This window comes from Mycobacterium sp., assembly GCF_036273375.1.
In the GTDB taxonomy this organism is placed as follows: Bacteria; Actinomycetota; Actinomycetes; order Mycobacteriales; family Mycobacteriaceae; genus Mycobacterium.
In genome coordinates, this window is sequence record NZ_DASUHS010000238.1 from 1 (window position 1) to 18,509 (window position 18,509).

13 protein-coding genes and 1 pseudogene are annotated in these 18,509 nt (G+C 69.0%); 6 read left to right on the forward strand and 8 right to left on the reverse strand.

Annotation, left to right across the window (positions count from 1 at the left end):
* The first annotated feature begins 128 nt into the window (after positions 1–128).
* From VFW69_RS20730 to nei2, 3 genes are read left to right on the forward strand one after another with little or no spacing between them, the layout of a single operon-like run.
* Entirely contained in the window at positions 129–791 is a 663-nt protein-coding gene (locus tag VFW69_RS20730) for a TetR/AcrR family transcriptional regulator (RefSeq protein WP_526504079.1), read from the forward strand.
* A 42-nt stretch (positions 792–833) separates the two neighbouring features.
* Positions 834–5,468, forward strand: a complete 4,635-nt coding sequence (locus tag VFW69_RS20735; protein WP_526504081.1) for an ATP-dependent helicase — start codon at positions 834–836, stop codon at positions 5,466–5,468.
* 1 nt (position 5,469) lies between these two features.
* Positions 5,470–6,225 (forward strand): endonuclease VIII Nei2, encoded by a 756-nt coding sequence (gene nei2, locus VFW69_RS20740; RefSeq protein WP_526504083.1) that lies wholly within the window; start codon positions 5,470–5,472, stop codon positions 6,223–6,225.
* A 24-nt stretch (positions 6,226–6,249) separates the two neighbouring features.
* Here nei2 and VFW69_RS20745 read toward each other — a convergent pair whose 3' ends face one another.
* Positions 6,250–7,167, reverse strand: a complete 918-nt coding sequence (locus VFW69_RS20745) for an extracellular catalytic domain type 1 short-chain-length polyhydroxyalkanoate depolymerase (RefSeq protein WP_526504085.1) — start codon at positions 7,165–7,167, stop codon at positions 6,250–6,252.
* A 191-nt stretch (positions 7,168–7,358) separates the two neighbouring features.
* Here VFW69_RS20745 and VFW69_RS20750 point away from each other — a divergent pair, with 191 nt between their 5' ends.
* Entirely contained in the window at positions 7,359–7,724 is a 366-nt protein-coding gene (locus VFW69_RS20750) for a DUF732 domain-containing protein (protein WP_526504087.1), read from the forward strand.
* Positions 7,725–8,018: 294 nt separating this feature from the next.
* Entirely contained in the window at positions 8,019–8,684 is a 666-nt protein-coding gene (locus VFW69_RS20755; protein ID WP_526504089.1) for a DUF5994 family protein, read from the forward strand.
* Here the strand turns inward: VFW69_RS20755 and VFW69_RS20760 are convergent.
* The 7 genes and pseudogenes from VFW69_RS20760 to VFW69_RS20790 form a co-directional block, all read right to left on the reverse strand.
* Entirely contained in the window at positions 8,615–9,760 is a 1,146-nt protein-coding gene (locus VFW69_RS20760; protein ID WP_526504091.1) for a PPE family protein, read from the reverse strand. The two genes, VFW69_RS20755 and VFW69_RS20760, sit on opposite strands and share 70 nt — an antisense overlap.
* 166 nt (positions 9,761–9,926) lie before the next feature.
* A complete protein-coding gene (locus tag VFW69_RS20765; RefSeq protein WP_526504093.1) occupies positions 9,927–11,072 on the reverse strand; it encodes a PPE family protein in 1,146 nt (381 codons plus the stop codon).
* Positions 11,073–11,279: 207 nt separating this feature from the next.
* Positions 11,280–12,086 carry an MBL fold metallo-hydrolase gene (locus VFW69_RS20770; protein ID WP_526504095.1) on the reverse strand — a complete coding sequence of 269 codons (807 nt, stop codon included), beginning with the start codon at positions 12,084–12,086 and terminating at the stop codon, positions 11,280–11,282.
* Positions 12,087–12,122: 36 nt separating this feature from the next.
* Positions 12,123–13,654, reverse strand: a pseudogene (locus tag VFW69_RS20775) (HNH endonuclease signature motif containing protein).
* A gap of 50 nt (positions 13,655–13,704) precedes the next feature.
* The gene (locus tag VFW69_RS20780; protein ID WP_526504097.1) at positions 13,705–14,571 is read right to left on the reverse strand and encodes a pseudouridine synthase; all 867 of its coding nucleotides are present in this window, start codon (positions 14,569–14,571) and stop codon (positions 13,705–13,707) included.
* A gap of 12 nt (positions 14,572–14,583) precedes the next feature.
* The gene (locus VFW69_RS20785) at positions 14,584–16,341 is read right to left on the reverse strand and encodes a glycerol-3-phosphate dehydrogenase/oxidase (protein ID WP_526504099.1); all 1,758 of its coding nucleotides are present in this window, start codon (positions 16,339–16,341) and stop codon (positions 14,584–14,586) included.
* A 165-nt stretch (positions 16,342–16,506) separates the two neighbouring features.
* Complete coding sequence (locus tag VFW69_RS20790) at positions 16,507–17,937, reverse strand: NAD(P)H-quinone dehydrogenase (RefSeq protein WP_526504101.1); 1,431 nt, start codon at positions 17,935–17,937, stop codon at positions 16,507–16,509.
* 81 nt (positions 17,938–18,018) lie between these two features.
* On the opposite strand from VFW69_RS20790, the gene VFW69_RS20795 reads away from it, so the two are divergent.
* A complete protein-coding gene (locus tag VFW69_RS20795) occupies positions 18,019–18,498 on the forward strand; it encodes a gamma-glutamylcyclotransferase family protein (RefSeq protein WP_526504103.1) in 480 nt (159 codons plus the stop codon).
* Positions 18,499–18,509: the final 11 nt, after the last annotated feature.

Here is an 18,509-nt window from a genome sequence, read left to right on the forward strand (position 1 = left end):
AAGGCCAACATGCGCCAAAGTACCAACACCGTCAATTATTTCCGGTGACTTACCGCTGGTCCAGGGAGTGGAGTTCGGATGAATCCAATGTGGCTGGCGTCTCATGTCAGATGAGTACTATCTGACACATGCCAACAGCCCGCAGGCGCTTATCCCCCGAGGATCGACGCGCTGAGCTGCTCGCTTTGGGAGCAGAGGTCTTTGGGAAGCGACCTTACGACGAGGTCCGCATCGATGAGATCGCGGAACGCGCCGGGGTGTCTCGGGCCCTGATGTACCACTACTTCCCCGACAAGCGCGCATTCTTCGCGGCGGTTGTCAAAGACGAGGCCGACCGCCTGTACGAGAACACCAACATGGACGACGCGACCGGTCTGACCATGTACGAGGAGATCCGGGCCGGTGTGCTGGCCTACATGGCCTACCACGAGCAGAACCCGGAGGCCGCGTGGGCCGCGTACGTCGGCCTGGGCCGGTCCGACCCGGTGCTGCTTGGCGTCGAGGACGATGCCAAGAACCGCCAGATGGAACACATCATGTCCCGGATCAACCGGTTGCTCGGCGAGGTCAACGGGTCGAGCATGGCGCCCGCCGTCGAGCGGCACCTGCGGGTGATTCTGAACGGCTGGCTGGCATTGACCTTCGAGATCTGCCGGCAACGGATCATCGACCCCACTACCGACGCCGAGAAGCTCGCCGACGCCTGCGCGCACTCGCTGCTGGACGCGATCGCGCGGGTTCCGGAGGTCCCCGAGGAACTCGGCGAGGCGATGTCCACCTCGCGCCTGTGAGCGGAGCTGCATCTTGTCGGTGGCGGTTGGCACGATGGGTGAGTGAGCACTCGCGCTGATTCCGGGCCGTCCGGCCGCCCCGACCCGCTGGGCCGGTTCAGCGCGATCACCCGCGAGTGGTTCACCAGCACCTTCGACGCACCGACCACCGCGCAGGCCGAAGCCTGGAACGCCATCGCCGACGGCCACAACACCCTGGTGATCGCGCCCACCGGATCGGGCAAGACGCTGGCGGCGTTTCTTTGGGCGCTGGACAGCCTCGCCGGCTCGACGGAGCACCCGCCCGGTACGCGAGTGCTTTACGTATCACCACTCAAGGCGCTGGCGGTCGACGTCGAGCGCAACCTGCGCACTCCGCTGGCCGGGCTCACCCGCATCGCGGAACGCCAGGGGCTGGACGCGCCCGACATCAGCGTCGGGGTCCGTTCCGGGGACACCCCGCCCGCCGCCCGTCGTCAACTGATCAACCGACCGCCCGACGTGTTGATCACCACTCCCGAGTCGCTGTTTCTGATGCTCACCTCGGCCGCCCGCGAGACCCTGGCCGGCGTGCAGACGGTGATCGTGGACGAGATCCACGCCATCGCCGCCGGAAAGCGCGGCGCGCACCTGGCCGTGTCGCTGGAGCGCCTCGACGCGCTGCGGGAGGACAAGCCCGCGCAGCGCATCGGGTTGTCGGCGACGGTGCGCCCGCCCGAGGAACTTGCGCGGTTCCTGTCCGGACAGGCGCCGACGACCATCGTGGCCCCGCCGTCGGCCAAGACGGTCGAGCTCAGCGTGCAGGTGCCGGTGCCCGACATGGCCAACCTGGCGAACACGCCCCCGCAAGCGGGAGGTACCCCCTCCATCTGGCCAGACGTTGAGAACCGCCTGGTCGACCTGATCGAATCGCACAATTCCACCATCGTCTTCGCCAATTCACGGCGGCTGGCCGAGCGACTTACCGCACGCCTCAACGAGATTCACGCCGAACGCAGCGGCATGGAGCTCACCACGGACGCCAATCCGAAGGTGGCCGGCGGCGCTCCGGCGCACATCATGGGCAGCGGCCAGACCTACGGCGCCGCCCCGATGCTGGCCCGCGCTCACCACGGTTCGGTGAGCAAGGAGCAGCGCGCGCTGGTCGAAGAGGACCTCAAACGTGGGCTGCTCAAGGCGGTGGTGGCCACCTCGAGCCTGGAGCTGGGGATCGACATGGGCGCCGTCGATCTCGTGATCCAGGTGGAGGCGCCGCCCTCGGTGGCCAGCGGCCTGCAACGCATCGGCCGCGCCGGCCACCAGGTCGGCGAGGTCTCGCAGGGAGTGCTGTTCCCCAAGCACCGCACCGACCTGATCGGCTGCGCGGTCAGCGTCCAGCGCATGCTCACCGGCCAGATCGAAACCATGCGGGTGCCCGCCAATCCGCTCGACATCCTCGCGCAGCAGACCGTGGCGGCGGCGGCACTGGAGCCGCTGGACGCCGACCGGTGGTTCGACACGGTCCGGCGGGCCGCACCGTTCGCGACGCTGCCGCGCAGCGTGTACGAGGCCACCCTGGACCTGTTGAGCGGCAAGTATCCGTCCACCGAATTCGCCGAGCTGCGACCGCGGTTGGTGTACGACCGCGACACCGGCACGTTGACCGCCCGCCCCGGCGCGCAGCGGCTGGCCGTGACGTCCGGCGGCGCCATCCCCGATCGGGGACTGTTCACCGTCTACCTTGCCTCCGAAGCCGAAAAGCCTTCGCGGGTAGGCGAACTCGAAGAGGAAATGGTCTACGAGTCGCGGCCCGGCGACGTCATCTCGCTGGGCGCCACCAGCTGGCGGATCACCGAGATCACCCACGACCGGGTGCTGGTGATTCCCGCACCGGGCCAGCCGGCCAGGCTGCCGTTCTGGCGCGGCGACGGCCTGGGCCGCCCGGCCGAGCTGGGTGCCGCGCTCGGCGCGTTCACCGGCGAGCTGGCCGGCTTGAAGCGCGAGGCCTTCGATTCGCGCTGCGCCGGCCTGGGTTTCGATGCATACGCCACGGACAACCTTTTGCGTCTGCTCGATGAACAGCGGAGCGCCGCCGGGGTGGTGCCCACCGACACCACCCTGCTGGTCGAGCGGTTCCGCGACGAGCTGGGCGACTGGCGGGTGATCCTGCACTCGCCGTACGGGCTTTCAGTGAACGGACCGCTGGCGCTGGCGGTGGCCCGCCGGCTGCGCGAGCGCTACGGCATCGACGAGAAACCCACCGCTTCCGACGACGGCGTCGTGGTGCGCCTGCCGGACGTGTTGTCCGACTCCGGGGATGCCCCGCCCGGCGCCGACCTTTTCGTCTTCGACGCCGAGGAGATCGACCCGATCGTCACCGCCGAGGTGGGCGGCTCGGCGCTGTTCGCCTCGCGGTTCCGCGAGTGCGCGGCCCGCGCCCTGCTGTTGCCGCGCCGGCACCCCGGGCGCCGATCGCCGTTGTGGCAGCAGCGCCAGCGCGCCGCCCAGTTGCTGGCAGTGGCCCGCAAATACCCCGATTTCCCGGTGGTGCTGGAGACCATCCGCGAATGCCTACAGGACGTCTACGACGTCCCGGCCCTGACCCTGCTGATGACCGGTATCGCGCAGCGGCGGGTGCGGGTGCTCGAGGTCGAGACGCAGCGGCCGTCGCCGTTTGCGGCGTCGCTGCTGTTCGGCTACGTCGGCGCGTTCATGTATGAAGGCGACAGCCCGCTGGCCGAGCGCAGGGCCGCCGCGCTCTCCCTGGACAGCACGCTGCTGGCCGAGCTGCTGGGCCGGGTGGAGCTGCGCGAACTGCTCGATCCCGAGATCATCGCCGCCACCGGCCGCCAACTTCAGCACCTCTCGGCCGACCGGGCCGCCCGCGACGCCGAGGCCGTCGCGGACCTGTTGCGGCTGCTGGGCCCGCTGGCCGAGGACGAGGTGGCCGCGCGTGCCGGCGGCGCCGACGTGGGCGGCTGGCTGGAGGGGTTGCGCGCGGCGCGGCGCGCGCTGACGGTTTCGTTCGCCGGGCGCAGCTGGTGGGTGGCCATCGAGGACATCGGCCGGCTGCGCGACGGCATCGGCATCGCGGTTCCCCTCGGCGTGCCGGCCGCCTTCACCGAGGAGGTCGCCGACCCGCTGGGCGAATTGCTGGGTCGCTACGCGCGCACCCACACCCCGTTCACCACGGCCGAGGCCGCCGCCCGGTTCGGGCTGGGGCTGCGAGTGACCGCCGACATCCTGGGCCGGCTGGCCGGTGACGGCCGGCTGGTGCGCGGCGACTTCGTCGCCGCGGCCGAGGCGGCAGGGGCGCCCGTGGCCGGGGGTGAGCAGTGGTGTGACGCCGACGTATTGCGCATCCTGCGGCGGCGGTCGCTGGCGGCGCTGCGGGCCCAGGTCGAGCCGGTGAGCACCGCCGCCTACGGGCGCTTCCTGCCGGCCTGGCACCGGGTGGGGGTGGCCGAATCGTCGCGCTCCCCAGGCCATTCCGGGCTGGACGGCCTGGTGTCGGTGATCGACCAGCTGGCCGGGGTACGGATGCCGGCCTCGGCGATCGAGCCGCTGGTGCTGGCCCCCCGGGTCCGCGACTACTCCCCCGCGCTGCTCGACGAGCTGCTGGCCACCGGCGAAGTCACCTGGTCGGGTGCCGGGTCGATTTCCAGCGGCGACGGCTGGATCGCGTTGCACCCCAGCGAATCCGCGCCATTGACACTGCCCGGGCCCGCCGACATCGAATTGGGCGACGCCCACCGCGCCGTCCTGGACACGCTCGCGCCGGGGGGTGCCTACTTCTTCCGCCAGCTCACGCAAAGCGGATTCCCCGAGTCCGAGCTCAAAGCCGCGCTGTGGGAACTGATCTGGGCCGGGTGGATCACCGGCGACACGTTCGCCCCGGTGCGCGCCCTGATCGGTGGCACCGGAACCCGCAAGCGCTCGGCGCCCGCGCACCGGTCGCATCGCCCGCCACGGCTGAGCCGATACAGCGTCGCGCACCCGCAGTCCCGCCCCGCCGACCCGACCGTGGCCGGGCGGTGGTCGATCCTGCCTGCCCCGGAGCCGGACTCCACGCTGCGCGCCCACTACCAAGCCGAACTCCTGCTGGGCCGCCACGGCGTGCTGACCCGGGGCGCGGTGACGGCCGAGGGCGTGCCCGGCGGGTTCGCCACCCTGTACAAGGTGCTGAGCACATTCGAGGACGCCGGCCGGTGCCAGCGCGGCTACTTCATCGAGTCGCTGGGCGGGGCGCAGTTCGCCGTCGCGTCGACCGTCGACCGGCTGCGCGCCTACTCCGACGGGGTCGACCCGGAACGGCCCGAGTACCGGGCGGTCGCGCTGGCCGCCGCGGATCCGGCCAACCCCTACGGCGCGGCGCTGGCATGGCCCGCCTCCCGGGGCGAGGCCTCGGGGTCTGGAGGGCCGGGGGCACGCCCGGGCCGCAAGGCCGGTGCGCTGGTGGTGCTGGTCGACGGCGAGCTGGCCTGGTTCCTCGAGCGCGGCGGGCGGTCGCTGCTCACCTTCACCGACGACCCCGCCGCACATCTCGCCGCGGCCACGGCGCTGGCCGACCTGGTCTCGTCCCGGCGGGTCGCGTCGATCCTGGTCGAACGGATCGACGCGGTGCCGGCCCTGCAGCCCCGCCCGGACGGGCCCGGCCCGGTCGACGCGCTCTCCGACGCCGGATTCGCCCGGACTCCGCGTGGAATGCGGCTGCGCTGACATGCCCGAAGGTGACACCGTCTGGCACACCGCCGCCGTGCTGCGCGAGCGCCTGGTCGGCGGCACCCTGACCCGTTGCGACGTCCGGGTGCCGCGGTTCGCCACCGTCGACCTCACCGGGCAAGTGGTCGACGAGGTGCTCAGTCGCGGAAAGCATTTGTTCATCCGGGTGGGAACCGCCAGCATTCACTCGCATCTGAAAATGGACGGCAGCTGGCGGGTCGGCAACCGCTCGGTGCGGGTCGACCACCGCGCGCGCATCATCTTGGAGACCGACAGCGTCCGCGCCGTCGGCGTCGACTTGGGCGTGCTGGAGATCCTGGAGCGCGAGCGTGACGGCGACGCGGTCGCGCACCTCGGACCCGATCTGCTGGGCGAGGATTGGGATCCCGCGCTCGCCGCCGCCAACCTGACGGCCGACCCGGACCGGCCGATCGCCGACGCACTGTTGGACCAGCGCCTGCTGGCCGGGGTCGGCAACGTCTACAGCAACGAATTGTGTTTCCTTTCCGGGCATCTGCCCACCGCGCCGGTGCGCGACATCGCCGACCCGCATCGGCTGGTCTCGCGCGCGCGAGACATGTTGTGGCTCAACCGCTTCCGTTGGAACCGGTGCACCACCGGCGACACCCGGGCGGGACGGCAGCTGTGGGTCTACGGGCGATCCGGGCAGCCGTGCCGCCGGTGCGGTACCCGGGTCACCTTCGACGACTCCGGGGATCGGGTGACGTATTGGTGCCCGTCCTGCCAGCGCTGAAGCGCGTGGCACTTCTTCGCGGGCTTAGTCGCGTGCGTGGGCGAGGAAGAACTGGGCGATGGCCTCGGACCCGTCGAGCGCGCGCGTGGTGGGACCGATGACGGCCGCCGGCAGATATTGCCTGCCGCCCGGCCAGGTGTGCCCGCCCCTGTTGATCTTGTAGAACACCACCTCGGTGTTGGCCGCGCACACCGTGGACCGGTAGCGGTGCACGACGGTGCCGTCGCGGACATCCGGTAGCGCCTCCATCGCCGGCTCTCCCTGGCAGCCATCGACCGAGCGCCACTTGTCCACCATGTTGTCCGCCGAGATGGAGTGGCTGACCCCGCCGCGCCCGCGCACTGTCCCACCCTTGAACGGCACCAGCGGGTCAGCGGTCCCGTGGGCTTCCCAGACCGACACCGGGCGCGACGGATTACAGGCCACCCCGACGCCCAGGGTCCCGGCCACCGGCGCGACCGCGGCGAAAACGTCGGCTCGGTCGCACGCCAGCCGGTTGCTCATGAAGCCCCCGTTGGACATCCCGGTGACGAAAACGTGCCCGGGAGCGATGCGGTAGTCGTTCTGCAGCTTGTTCACCAGCCCGACCAGGAAGGTCACGTCATTGATGTGGCGGCGATCGGCGGGCGACGCGCCACGCCCGTCGGCCCAGCTCTTGTCGTAACCGTCGGGGTAGACCACCAACAGATTGTGGGCATCAGCAACTGTGTTGAAGCCCGTCAGGCCGCGCTGCGAGAACCCGGTACCGCCGCCGCCGTGCAAACTGAGCACCAGCCCGACGGGCTCGCCCGCCGGCACGTGCAACATGTAGGTTCGGTCCATGCCGCCGGATCGAAATGTGCCGGAGATTTCTCGAGCGCTAGCCGCCGACACGTGCCGCACACCGCAGCCGACCACGCAAATTGCCACCACACCGAGCCACAACCACCGCGCGTATGCCATGTCGTCAGATCACCGGCGGCGCGTCGCCGAAGCCTCGCCGGTAACGCGCATCCGACCGCGGAGCAAACGCTTGTGTGGCACACACCGCATTATCGGCGATACGGCACCGGGCCACGCCGCGAGATGCAAGCATGCGAACTAGCCCCGCCTTCAGCAAGCAACGGCACTTCTGTTCCACGGGAGTATCAGAAATGACGACCACCCAGATGCGCAAGCCCATCCGACCGCTATCGCTCCTGGCGATCGGCGTGCTGCCGGCGGCCGGGCTACTCGGCACGCTGGTGGCATCCGCGACCGCCCACGCCACGTCCGCCGATGACGCATTTTTGGCCGCACTGAAAGCCAAGGGCATCAACTACGAGTCGCCCGACACCGCGGTCAACTCCGGGCATACCGTCTGTCACGAACTCGACACGGGCCAGTCACCGGAACAGGTCGCCAACAACGTGCTGTCCAGCAGCACGCTGGACAGCTATCACGCCGGCTATTTCGTCGGGGTCAGCATCAAGGCGTACTGCCCGAAGTACGCGGATAGTGCGGCATCGTCTGGATCCTGAGATCTGCACGTCAGCGCGACCCTATCCCAATCAGGGTATCTCCTAAGGAGTTTCGATTCGTCCCGTCGCTGCCCGCAACGCCGCCTACAGCCAGTCGCGGCGCTTGAACATCGCGAGCTGCGCCTTGCCCCCGCGCCATACCTGGCCCTGCACATGCGACCTGCGGAAATACGTTGTTCACGATCGGTAAACCCGCCAGCCACTCACTAGCGCCGCGGTCGCCGACTACCCGTGATGGTCTTGACGTAACCGGGGGTCGTCAGACCCCGGAGATTCTGCGAGCAGGTGGGTGACATGGAGCAATCAAACCGGTTGCAGCTCAAGCCATATCGGGCTGTGTCCGAGCACGTCGACGGCGCCTGGTGGCCGCGGTCGACGAACCTGGCCGACGAGCTGCCGGGCCTCGTGGCGTCGTTGTCGGGTCGGCTAGGGCAGATCGTCATGGTGGGCTACCGCCGCAACGGCTGGCACAATGCGCCCGCGCTCGCTGAAATCGACGGGCACACAATCGAATTACTGGGCTTTGCCAGTGACGAGGAGGCCAGCGTCATCGTGATGGGCGGGAACGGCCGCCACCTCACCCTGCATGTCATCCGGCCGGACACCGATGAGGACGCCGCCCTCCGGGCACTCGACGCGGTGCGAGCGTCCACCGCTGCCGCCGCCGCAGTTCCCCCGGCCGTCCGGGTCACGGTTGGGCGATCGGTGGCGGAAGTGGCCGACAAGCTGGCCCGTCACGAGGGGAACGCTGACGAACGGCGCAACGCTCAGATCAGGCGCTGGTGCGAAGAGACGGCGCAACGATTCATCGACGCGCCGGTGCAGACCTTCGTCCCCATCCTGGTCGAACACATCGTCCGCAACCGCATGATGAAATCGCGCAGGCAGCGCTATCCGGCCGACGGCGGCCTGTGCATTACGGTGCCCGGCAGCTCTGCGCCGTATTCAATATCGTCGTAGTCGCGTCCCTTACGCCGGCGACGGTTCGCCGAACCACGCGTCGGGCGCATCGGAACCATCGGGAGCATGGGTGTCTGGCCGGCCCCCGGGGGCAGCGCGGAGACCGCTGACGCCAGCTGCACCGGTGCCGAAGACCCCAGCATTCCCACCGTCGCGGGCGGCATGGTCAGGTTGCCGAGCGAAATACCGACGCCCAGCGTCGCACGGGGCGCCAAGGATCCGGCTGCACTGACCAGGCTCGCGTCCGCCGCCGACAAATCAGCCGCGGCTTCGGACAGGCCGCCGAAAATATCGGTGGCAACGCCACCTTGCAGGGCCTGCGCGCTGCTGACCTGCGCGAGGTAGCTGAGCATGTTGACCGGGAATCCACTTGCGATGAACTGCCATCCCCAAACGCTGAAGTATCTGAACCAGCCCGAGTCAGGATCTAGACCAAAGGCGCTGGAGGCGGCGAGGTTTTGACTTGTCCCCGAGAGAGCGGCCGCGGTCTGCGTTCCGACATTGGCGGTATTCGTGGCCGGCACCATGGCGGCTTGCGTCGTGACGCCCGACGGATTGGCAACTGGGGGCGGCGGCACGAAGGCGGGCGGTCTGACGGTGCTCGCCGAGGTCGCGTCGTAGCGGACCAATGCCGCCGAGTTGTTCACCCACATGGCGTTGTACTCGGCTTCGGTTTCAGTGATGGCCGGGTAGTTGATCCCGAAGAAGTTGGTGGCCAACAACATCGCCAGCCGCGCGCGGTTGGCGGCGACCAGCGAGGGATGCACCACCGTCCAGTGCGTCAACTCGAATGACGCGGCCATGACTTCCACCGACGCGGCGATCTCCTGGCACTGCTGCGCGGTGAGGCGCAGCCAGTCCAAATAAGGTTCTAGCGCTTGGGCCATCGCCAGGGCGGACGGGCCATGCCAGGTCGTCATCAGCCACGACAACTCCGCGGTGTAGCCGGCGGCGGATTGTTCGAGCTCCGTGCTGAGCTCCTGCCAGGCGCCGGCGGCCGCGATCCATGACCAAGCGCCGGGCCCAGAATGGATCAGCGCCGAAGTAACCTCCGGCGGCAGTATCCCGAAATCCATGAACCTTTACCTTGGGGAAGAACGTGGGTTGGGCGAACGCTCTGCGTCGGCCCGTCCGGCGATTCGCGAGAGAATGAGGGCTGGACATCGCGGTGTCGTGCTGCTGGTCGCCGTTGACCTGCGCGGTGGCGGTGTCCGGCATCCGCGGTCGTGGGGCGCCATCGCCTCAACCCGCCGATGGGTTTCGAGGCATCACTTTGCCCTTGACCTCCCGGCCGACGGCGACATCCTCGTACTTCTGCTGTTTGCGTTTGCGCCAGCCGGTGCCCGCCGAGCCCGTCGTCGGCGGCACCATCATCGGCATCATCGGGAACCCCGATTCCGCCGCCGACAGCGGCGAGGCGGCGGATGCGAGCTGCACCCCGGTCTGCGTGCCCGGTAGCAGCCCCACCACGGCGGGAGGAGCGGTCAGCTTGCCCAGCGACACCCCAACGCCCATTGCCCCCGTCGGCGCCATGCCCGCGCCGATGCCTTTGACCGCGTTGGACAGGCTCGCCGTGGCCGCTCCGAGCCCCTCCGACAGGCCGCTGCCGATGTCGCCGCCCACGCTCTGCAGCGCGCTGGCCGACGAGTTCTGCGCCAGGTAGCTGAGCATGTTGACGGGAAAGCCGGACGAGATGAACTGGTTGCCCCAGGTGCTGAAGTAGCCGAACCACCCGCCGTTGGGGTCACCGTCGCTGCCGAAGAGACCGGCGCCCGAGAGGTCCGAAGCCAATGCGTTCCCCGCGTTGCCTGCGCCCAAAGCCTGGGCCTGGTTCACCGCCAGCTCTTGCCTGGCCGTCCCGCTCGGATCGGTGGTGGACAGCGGGGAATTGAAATTCGACAGCGGCGTGGTCGCCTGCGACGACGACGCCTGATATCGGCTCATCGCCGCCGAGTTGTTCGCCCACATGGTCTGGTATTCGTTCTCGGTCTCGGCGATGGCCGCCGTGTTGGTGCCGAAACGGTTGGTGGCCAGCAGCCGCGCCAACCGCGTCCGGTTGGACGTAACCACCGAGGGATGAACGACCGTGGACCGGACGGCGGTGAAAGCCGACGCGGCGGCCTCGGCCGAGGTGGCCATCTGCGCGGATTGCTGGGCGGTCTCGCGCAGCCAGAGCAGGTAGGGCTGGACGGACTGCAGCATCGCCATCGCCGACGGCCCGTCCCAGGAATCGATGAGCGACGACAACGTCGAGGCATAGGTGGAGATCGAATTCTCCAGCTCGACGGCCAGACGCTGCCAGGCGCCGGCGGCCTCGATCAGCGAACCCGCTCCCGGCCCGGTGTGGATGAGCGTCGAGGTGACCTCTGGGGGTGCAAAAAGATCCATCACGTCTCACAATGCCCACGCTGAGAACGCCTCAGCAAATTTGCGTTGACCAGGCCGCGAAGAACCCTGAAACTCTGCAACTCGAAGCCTGTCACCTGCGGCCGGGACCTCCCAATTCGACCGACACGTGTTAGGACACCCTATACCCAACGCTGAGAGCGATTTGACATTGCCGGCCAGGTGCACTGGCGCGACACCGGCCGTCTTTCAAACGGTCACCGAGGCGCCGCGGTCCAGCGTGATGATCCGGTCCCCCATGCCTCGGTGCTGCATTTCCCGGGTGAAGTCGGCCAGCGGCGACGCGAAGACCGCATAGTCGTCAAAGTGCACCGGGATGGCCTTCGGGAGGGCCAGCATCGCGACGAGTTCGGCGCCCTGACGGCCGTCCATGGTCACGGTCAGTCCGAACGGAAGGCGCCCGCCGGCGGGCAGTCGGGTGCCGCCGAGGTGCAGCATGCCCACATCGATCGGGTTGAACCGCGCGGGAATCTCCGTGAGCTCCTCGATCAGCAGGGTGTCGCCGGAAATGTAGAGGCGGCGCCGGGCCGAGCCATCGTCGGCGGCGACCTCCAGCATGGTGCCCATCACCGGCGGGAGCAGCCGCTGGCTCCACCCCGGCGCGTGACGCCCCGGCAACGATGTGAGGGTGAACGTGGTGCGGCCCTTCGTGATCGTGTACTGCTGCCAGGTGGTCAGGCCACGCGCCTGCGCGAAGCCACGCCTGTGCAGCCGCTTGGCGGCGTGCGGGGTGGTGACGACGGGCAGTTCGTGGTCGAGGCCCTGCTGCGACACCCTGTCCCAGTGATCGCCGTGCATGTGTGACAGCACGATCGCGTCGACCGGGGGAAGTTCGCTGAGCCGCAACGCCGGCTCCTTGAGCCGCTTGGATACCAGCCCATGGCCGAGGTAGGCGCGTTGCCCCCGGTGCAAGAAATTGGGGTCGGTCAACAGAGTCAGCCCGCCCGCGGAAATCAGCGTGGTGGCGTTGCCCACGAATGTGACGGTGATGTCCATAGGCGCGGGCTACCCGGTCGTGCGGCGTCCATACCGCTAGAAGGGTGGCGGATCGTCGGCGCCGGGTGGCCCGGCACCGCTGCTCCAGCCCGAGCCCATGCTCACGCTTTCGGCCCGCCAACTCCCGCGGGCGTCGCTGTTGCGCCGGCGTTCGACCGCGATGCGCCCGGCGCGGTCCTGGGCGCGGGTGCGGCGCCGAGTGGGCATCATCGCCGTGCGGTCACCGCAGTAATCGGGCGCCACGTCGGCTTCGGCGGCCGCGATCGCGCCGACGCCCTGGCACAAACTCGGGAACAGCAGTGCGCTGCCCGGCGTGGTGACATAGGTGCGCCCGGCCGGTGAGGTCAGGATCAGCGTCGCGTCGGGCAGCTGCTTTTCCTGCCAGCCCCAGAAGGTTTCACCAAATGATGTGTGCGGCAATAACATTTGAGGTTCGACGCGTGCGTGCGCCCACCGTCCGCGTAAGGAATCGTATGGTCGACGTCGCAATTGGCGGCGGGCTGGTCGCAGCCGGGCCAGCGGCACGTCAGGTCGCGGCAGCGCACGAAATCGGCCAGCGCCTTTGACGGCACATAACCCGGCTCGGGTGGCGCATCGCCCGGGTGAGTCAGCGGCGCCGGCGTGGCCGAAGCGGCCAGCTCGGCGACCAACTCCGGCGCGATCAAACCCTCGGCGCCCAGTTCGTAGCCCGGCGCCGAGCCGGTGCCGTCCAGACTGCCGCGCTCGGCGACCACGTGGATCACCACCGGCCCCGCGGACCGTTTGCCGGCCGCGCAATCGCCGCGTCCGCAGCGACATCCCAGCCGGTCCGCCCCGCCCGCCAACGCTCCCAACGCATCGGCGCGGCGCTGCTCGCGGGTGCGTGGGTCGTGCACACACACCGTGGCCGCCAACGCGTCCAGGCGCCGGTCCAGCAGATGCGCATCCGGGGCGAGCAGGGTGCCCTCGATATGCGAAAGGCCGTCCCCCACGTCGCCAATCCATATCTCTCGCTGCACTACGCGCTCCCGGCGACGCCGCACCGCATCCGCGTCGGCCCGCGCGACGATCTTGTCCATCTGCGCGGCCAGCCGGCCGGGAGTCATCGACGGCCAGCGCGCCACATTGGCCGCCAGCAGGGCATCCACCGCCGCCAGCACCAGAGGGTCGGTGATCAGGTCCGTGCGGTATACCACCGTGGCGAACATCCGAAAGTCGATATCGCCGGCCTTGAAGACCTCGCCCACCCGCGGCAGCCGCTCCCGCATGGCGCGGGCGTAGCGAACCTTGCTGCCGGCCAGGCCCTGACTGATCCGCAGCTCGGCTGCGACCTCCGCGCTGACCGCCGCCTCGGTGTCGACGGCCCAGCTTTCGGTCTCCGCGCAGCGCGACAGCCGATACCCGAACAGCTCACCGATGGCCGCGAGCTGGGCGGCCGCCGCCCGGTTCTCCGCGCGCGCGGCCGCGCCGATCTGTTCCAACAGTCCCGCCGACACCGGCGTTCGTGACGGGTAGTGCCGCTCGAACAGCTCGTCGAAGTAGTCGATCACCTCCGGTGGGGACCGATGACCCGACGGTTGTTCAAACATAGTTCGACCATGCCACGGGCCACCGACAAAACCTCGGCGCAGCGTCACACCTACGGCTCGACTCGGCGGCTGACGAACTCCCGCCGGACGCCGGTCAGCGGATCGGTGAACTCGATGCGCTGCGCCAATAGCCGCAGCGGCGTGCTGAAATCGCCGGGTGCGACGTCAATGACATTGGGATACAACGGGTCACCCTCGATCGGTATCCCCAGCGACGTCATGTGCACGCGCAGCTGATGGGTGCGCCCCGTGCGGGGACTGAGCCGGTACAGCCCCTCCGGTGATACCAGCTCCACGGCGGTCTCGGCATTGGGCGCGCCGGGCTCGCACACGGCCTGTAAGTGACTGCGGCGCTTGATGATTCGGCTCCTCACCACGCAGGGCAACTCCAGCTGCGGGTGCACGGCGGCCCGGGCCAGATATGTCTTGCCGACCAATCCGCGGGAGAACAGCGTTTGGTAGGCACCGCGCACCTCGCGCCTTGCGGTGAACAGCAGCACCCCGGCGGTCAGCCGGTCCAGCCGGTGCGCCGGGCTCAGCTCGGGCATCCCCAGTTCCCGCCGCAACCGCACCAGCGCGGTCTGAGCGACGTGGCGTCCGCGCGGCATGGTGGCCAGGAAGTGCGGCTTGTCGACGACCACGATGTTGGCGTCGCGATACAGCACCGGGACGTCGAACGGGACGGGCACCTCGTCCGGCAGCTCGCGATAGAGGTAGACACTCGCGCCGGCGGGAAGCACTGTGGTGGTATCGATTACCGCACCATCGGCGCCGACGACCTCTGCAGCCAGCACCTTGGCGCGGGCCTGCGCACCGAACCGGGCGGTGAGCTCGGCCAGCACCGGGCCGCCCCGCAGCCGCACCCGCGCCGGGCCGAGTCCGTCCCGCATGGGCAGTGGCGCCGGCCTTGATGCCATATCAGGGCCTGCTCAACTGAGCGGGACCGGCTCGAGGATCTCGGCGCGGGCCTCGGGCGCGCTGGCCCGCAACTCGTCGGCGGACACGTCGTCGGGCTGGGCCTGCGACAGGATCTCCGCCTCCACCCGGGCGGCGTAGTTGGCGACCTCACGCTCGACATCCTCGACCGACCAGCCCAGCACCGGCGCGACGACGTCGGCAACCTCGCGGGCGCAGTCGACGCCGCGGTGCGGGTATTCGATGGAGACACGCATCCGCCGGGCCAGTATGTCCTCCAGATGCAAAGCGCCCTCACCTATTACCGCGTACAGCGCCTCCACCCGCAGGTAGCCCGGCGCTTCCTTGATCGGGTTGAGAAGATCGGGGCTTTCGGCCGCCAGCGATAGCACGTCGCCGATCAGCGAGCCGTAGCGGTCCAGCAGATGACGCACCCGGTAGGGATGCAAACCCTGTAGCTGGGCAACGTGTTCGGCCTGGTTGATCAGCGCGAAGTAACCATCGGCGCCCAGCAGGCTGACCTTTTCGGTGATCGACGGCGCTACCCGGGCCGGAATGAATTGGGCCGCAGCATCAATCGCGTCGGCGGCCATCACCCGGTAGGTGGTGTACTTGCCGCCGGCGATGGCCACCAAGCCCGGCGCGGGCACCGCTACGGCGTGCTCCCGGGACAGCTTGGAGGTTTCCTCGCTCTCCCCGGCCAACAGCGGCCGCAGCCCCGCGTACACCCCGTCGATATCGGCGTGGGTCAGCGGGATGGCCAGCACCGTGTTGACGGTCTGCAGGATGTAGTCGATGTCGGCCTTGGTGGCCGCGGGGTGGGCCAGGTCGAGATTCCAGTCGGTGTCGGTGGTTCCGATGATCCAATGGCTCCCCCACGGGACGACGAACATCACCGATTTCTCGGTGCGCAGGATGATCGCGACGTCGCTGACGATGCGGTCGCGCGGCACCACCACGTGCACACCCTTGGACGCCCGGACCTGAAATCGACCGCGCTGCTTGGACAATGCCTGGATCTCGTCGGTCCACACCCCGGTCGCGTTGACCACGACGTGTCCGCGGACTTCGGTGATCGCGCCGTTTTCGGTGTCGCGGACGCGCACACCGGTCACCCGATCGCCCTCGCGCAGCATGGCGACCACCTGAGTGGAGGTGCGCACCACCGCGCCGTAATGGGCGGCGGTGCGCCCGACGGTCAGGGTGTGCCGGGCGTCGTCGACCACTGTGTCGTAGTAACGGATTCCACCGATCAACGAGCTTCGCTTGAGGCCCGGGCTCAACCGCAACGCGCCGGCGCGTGTCAAATGCTTCTGCGCCGGAACAGATTTCGCTCCGCCCAGCCGATCGTAGAGAAAAATGCCGGCGGCGATGTACGGGCGTTCCCACATACGACTCGTCAGCGGGAACAGGAACGGCATCGGCTTGACCAGATGCGGCGCCAGCGTGGTCAGCGACAGCTCACGCTCGTACAGCGCCTCGCGCACCAGCCCGAACTCCAGTTGCTCGAGGTAACGCAGGCCGCCGTGGAACATCTTCGACGACCGGCTCGAGGTGCCCGAGGCGAAATCGCGCGCTTCCACCAGCGCCACCTTGAGCCCGCGGGTCGCGGCATCCAGCGCGCACCCCGAACCCACCACGCCGCCACCGATCACCACCACGTCGAACTGCTCGGTGCCCAGCCGGTTCCAGGCCAACGCACGTTGCCTAGGCCCCAGAGAGGAAGCCGTCCAGGTTTGCTCGCTACCCGGTGCCTGAATCGGGTTGCTCACGGCAGAGGACTCCTCATCGGGGAAACTCCTGTCGGTTACTCGTCAGTAGGAACGGTGCCTCACCAAGGCTAACTGTTCGGGCGCTGGCCCGTGGTTCGACGCCGGGTGCACTGGTCCGAGGGTGGCGACCCGCCGCGCCCGGCTACGCCGCGCTGGCGATCACCACTAGTCCAGGTCGTCGTGCGCCATCAGCCGCCGCGCGGCCTCGGTGACCGAGCCGGACAACGACGGGTAGACCGCCAGCGTCTGCGCCAGCTCGTTGACGGTGATCCGGTTCGTCACCGCCACGGCGATCGGCAGGATCAGCTCGGAGGCGATGGGGGCCACCACCACGCCACCGATGACCACACCGGTGGCCTGGCGACAGAACAGCTTCACGAAGCCCTGGCGCAGCCCCGACATCTTGGCCCGGGCGTTGGTCCGCAGCGGCAGCATGACCGTGCGGGCCGGTACCGAACCATCGTCGATCATGGTCTGCGGGACCCCGACGGCCGCGATCTCGGGCCTGGTGAACACCGTCGCCGCCACCGTGCGCAGCCGGATCGGGCTGACGCCCTCGCCCAGCGCGTGATACATCGCGATTCGGCCCTGCATGGCGGCGACCGAGGCCAGCGGCAGCAGACCGGTGCAGTCACCGGCGGCGTAGATGCCGGCCACCGAGGTCCGTGATACCCGGTCGACCGTCAGGTAGCCGCCGCGGCCAAGCTCAATGCCGACCCGGTCCAGGCCCAGGCCGCTGGTGTTGGGCACCGACCCGATGGTCATCAGGGCGTGGCTGCCCTCCACCGTGCGCCCGTCGGCCAGGGTGACCAGCACGCCGTCTTCGGTACGGGTGACCGATTGCGCGCGGGCGTTCTTCACCAGCTGGACGCCGCGCTCGGAGAACGCCTCCTCCAGGACCAGGGCGGCGTCGGCGTCCTCGTAGGGCAGCACTCGATCCCGGCTGGCCACCACGGTCACTGGGACGCCCAATTCGGTGTAGGCGTGCACGAATTCGGCGCCGGTGACCCCGGACCCGACCACGATGAGGTGTTCGGGCAGCGCCTCCAGGTTGTAGAGCTGGCGCCAGGTCAGGATCCGTTCACCGTCGGGCGGCGCCGACGGCAGCACCCGCGGGCTGGCGCCCGTGGCGATCAGCACGACGTCTGCCTCGTACTCGCTGTTTACGGGGCCGTCGGGCCCCGCATCGGAATGTGTCGCTTTGACGCGGTGGCAGGCCAGGCCGGGCGTGGGATCGATCAGCTCGCCGCGGCCGGCCACCACGTGCACGCCCACGCCGAGCAGCTGGTCGGTGATGTCGGCGGACTGCTCGGTGGCGAGTTGCTTGACCCGGGCATGGATCTGCGGCAGCGAGATCTTGGCATCGTCGATGTCGATCTCGAACCCGAGCCGCGGCGCCCGGCGCAGTTCGGTGCGCAGCCAGGTCGAGGCGATGAACGTCTTGGACGGCACACAATCATCTAGGACGGCCGCCCCGCCGATGCCCTCGGAGTCGATCACCGTGACGCGGGTCGTGTCGGGGTGCGAGGTCGCGGCCACCAGCGCGGCTTCGTAACCGGCAGGGCCTCCACCGAGGATCACGATGCGGGTCACCACAGCCCCTAACCTAACGAAGCAGCGGGGAGCCTGCGAATGCTCAGGGAAGACCGGCCAGCATCGGACGTCTAAGCTTTCCCCGTGCCGCTCTACGCCGCTTACGGGTCGAACATGGATCCCGAGCAGATGCAGAAACGCGCGCCACATTCGCCGATGGCCGGAACCGGCTGGCTGCACGGATGGCGATTGACCTTCGGCGGCGAGGACATCGGCTGGGAGGGCGCGCTGGCCAGCGTCGTCGAGGACCCGGAGTCGAAGGTGTTCGTCGTCCTCTACGACATGACACCGGCGGACGAGAAGAACCTGGACCGCTGGGAGGGCTCGGAGTTCGGCGTCCACAAGAAGATCCGGTGCCGCGTGGAGCGCATCTCGTCGGACACCGACACCGACCCCGTCCTGGCGTGGCTGTACGTTTTGGACGCCTGGGAAGGCGGAATGCCGTCGGCCCGATACCTGGGGGTGATGGCCGACGCTGCCGAAATCGCCGGGGCGCCAAGCGAATACGTGCACGGCCTGCGGACCCGCCCGGCCCGCAACATCGGCCCGGGCACCAGCGGCTGATCCGGAAGGAA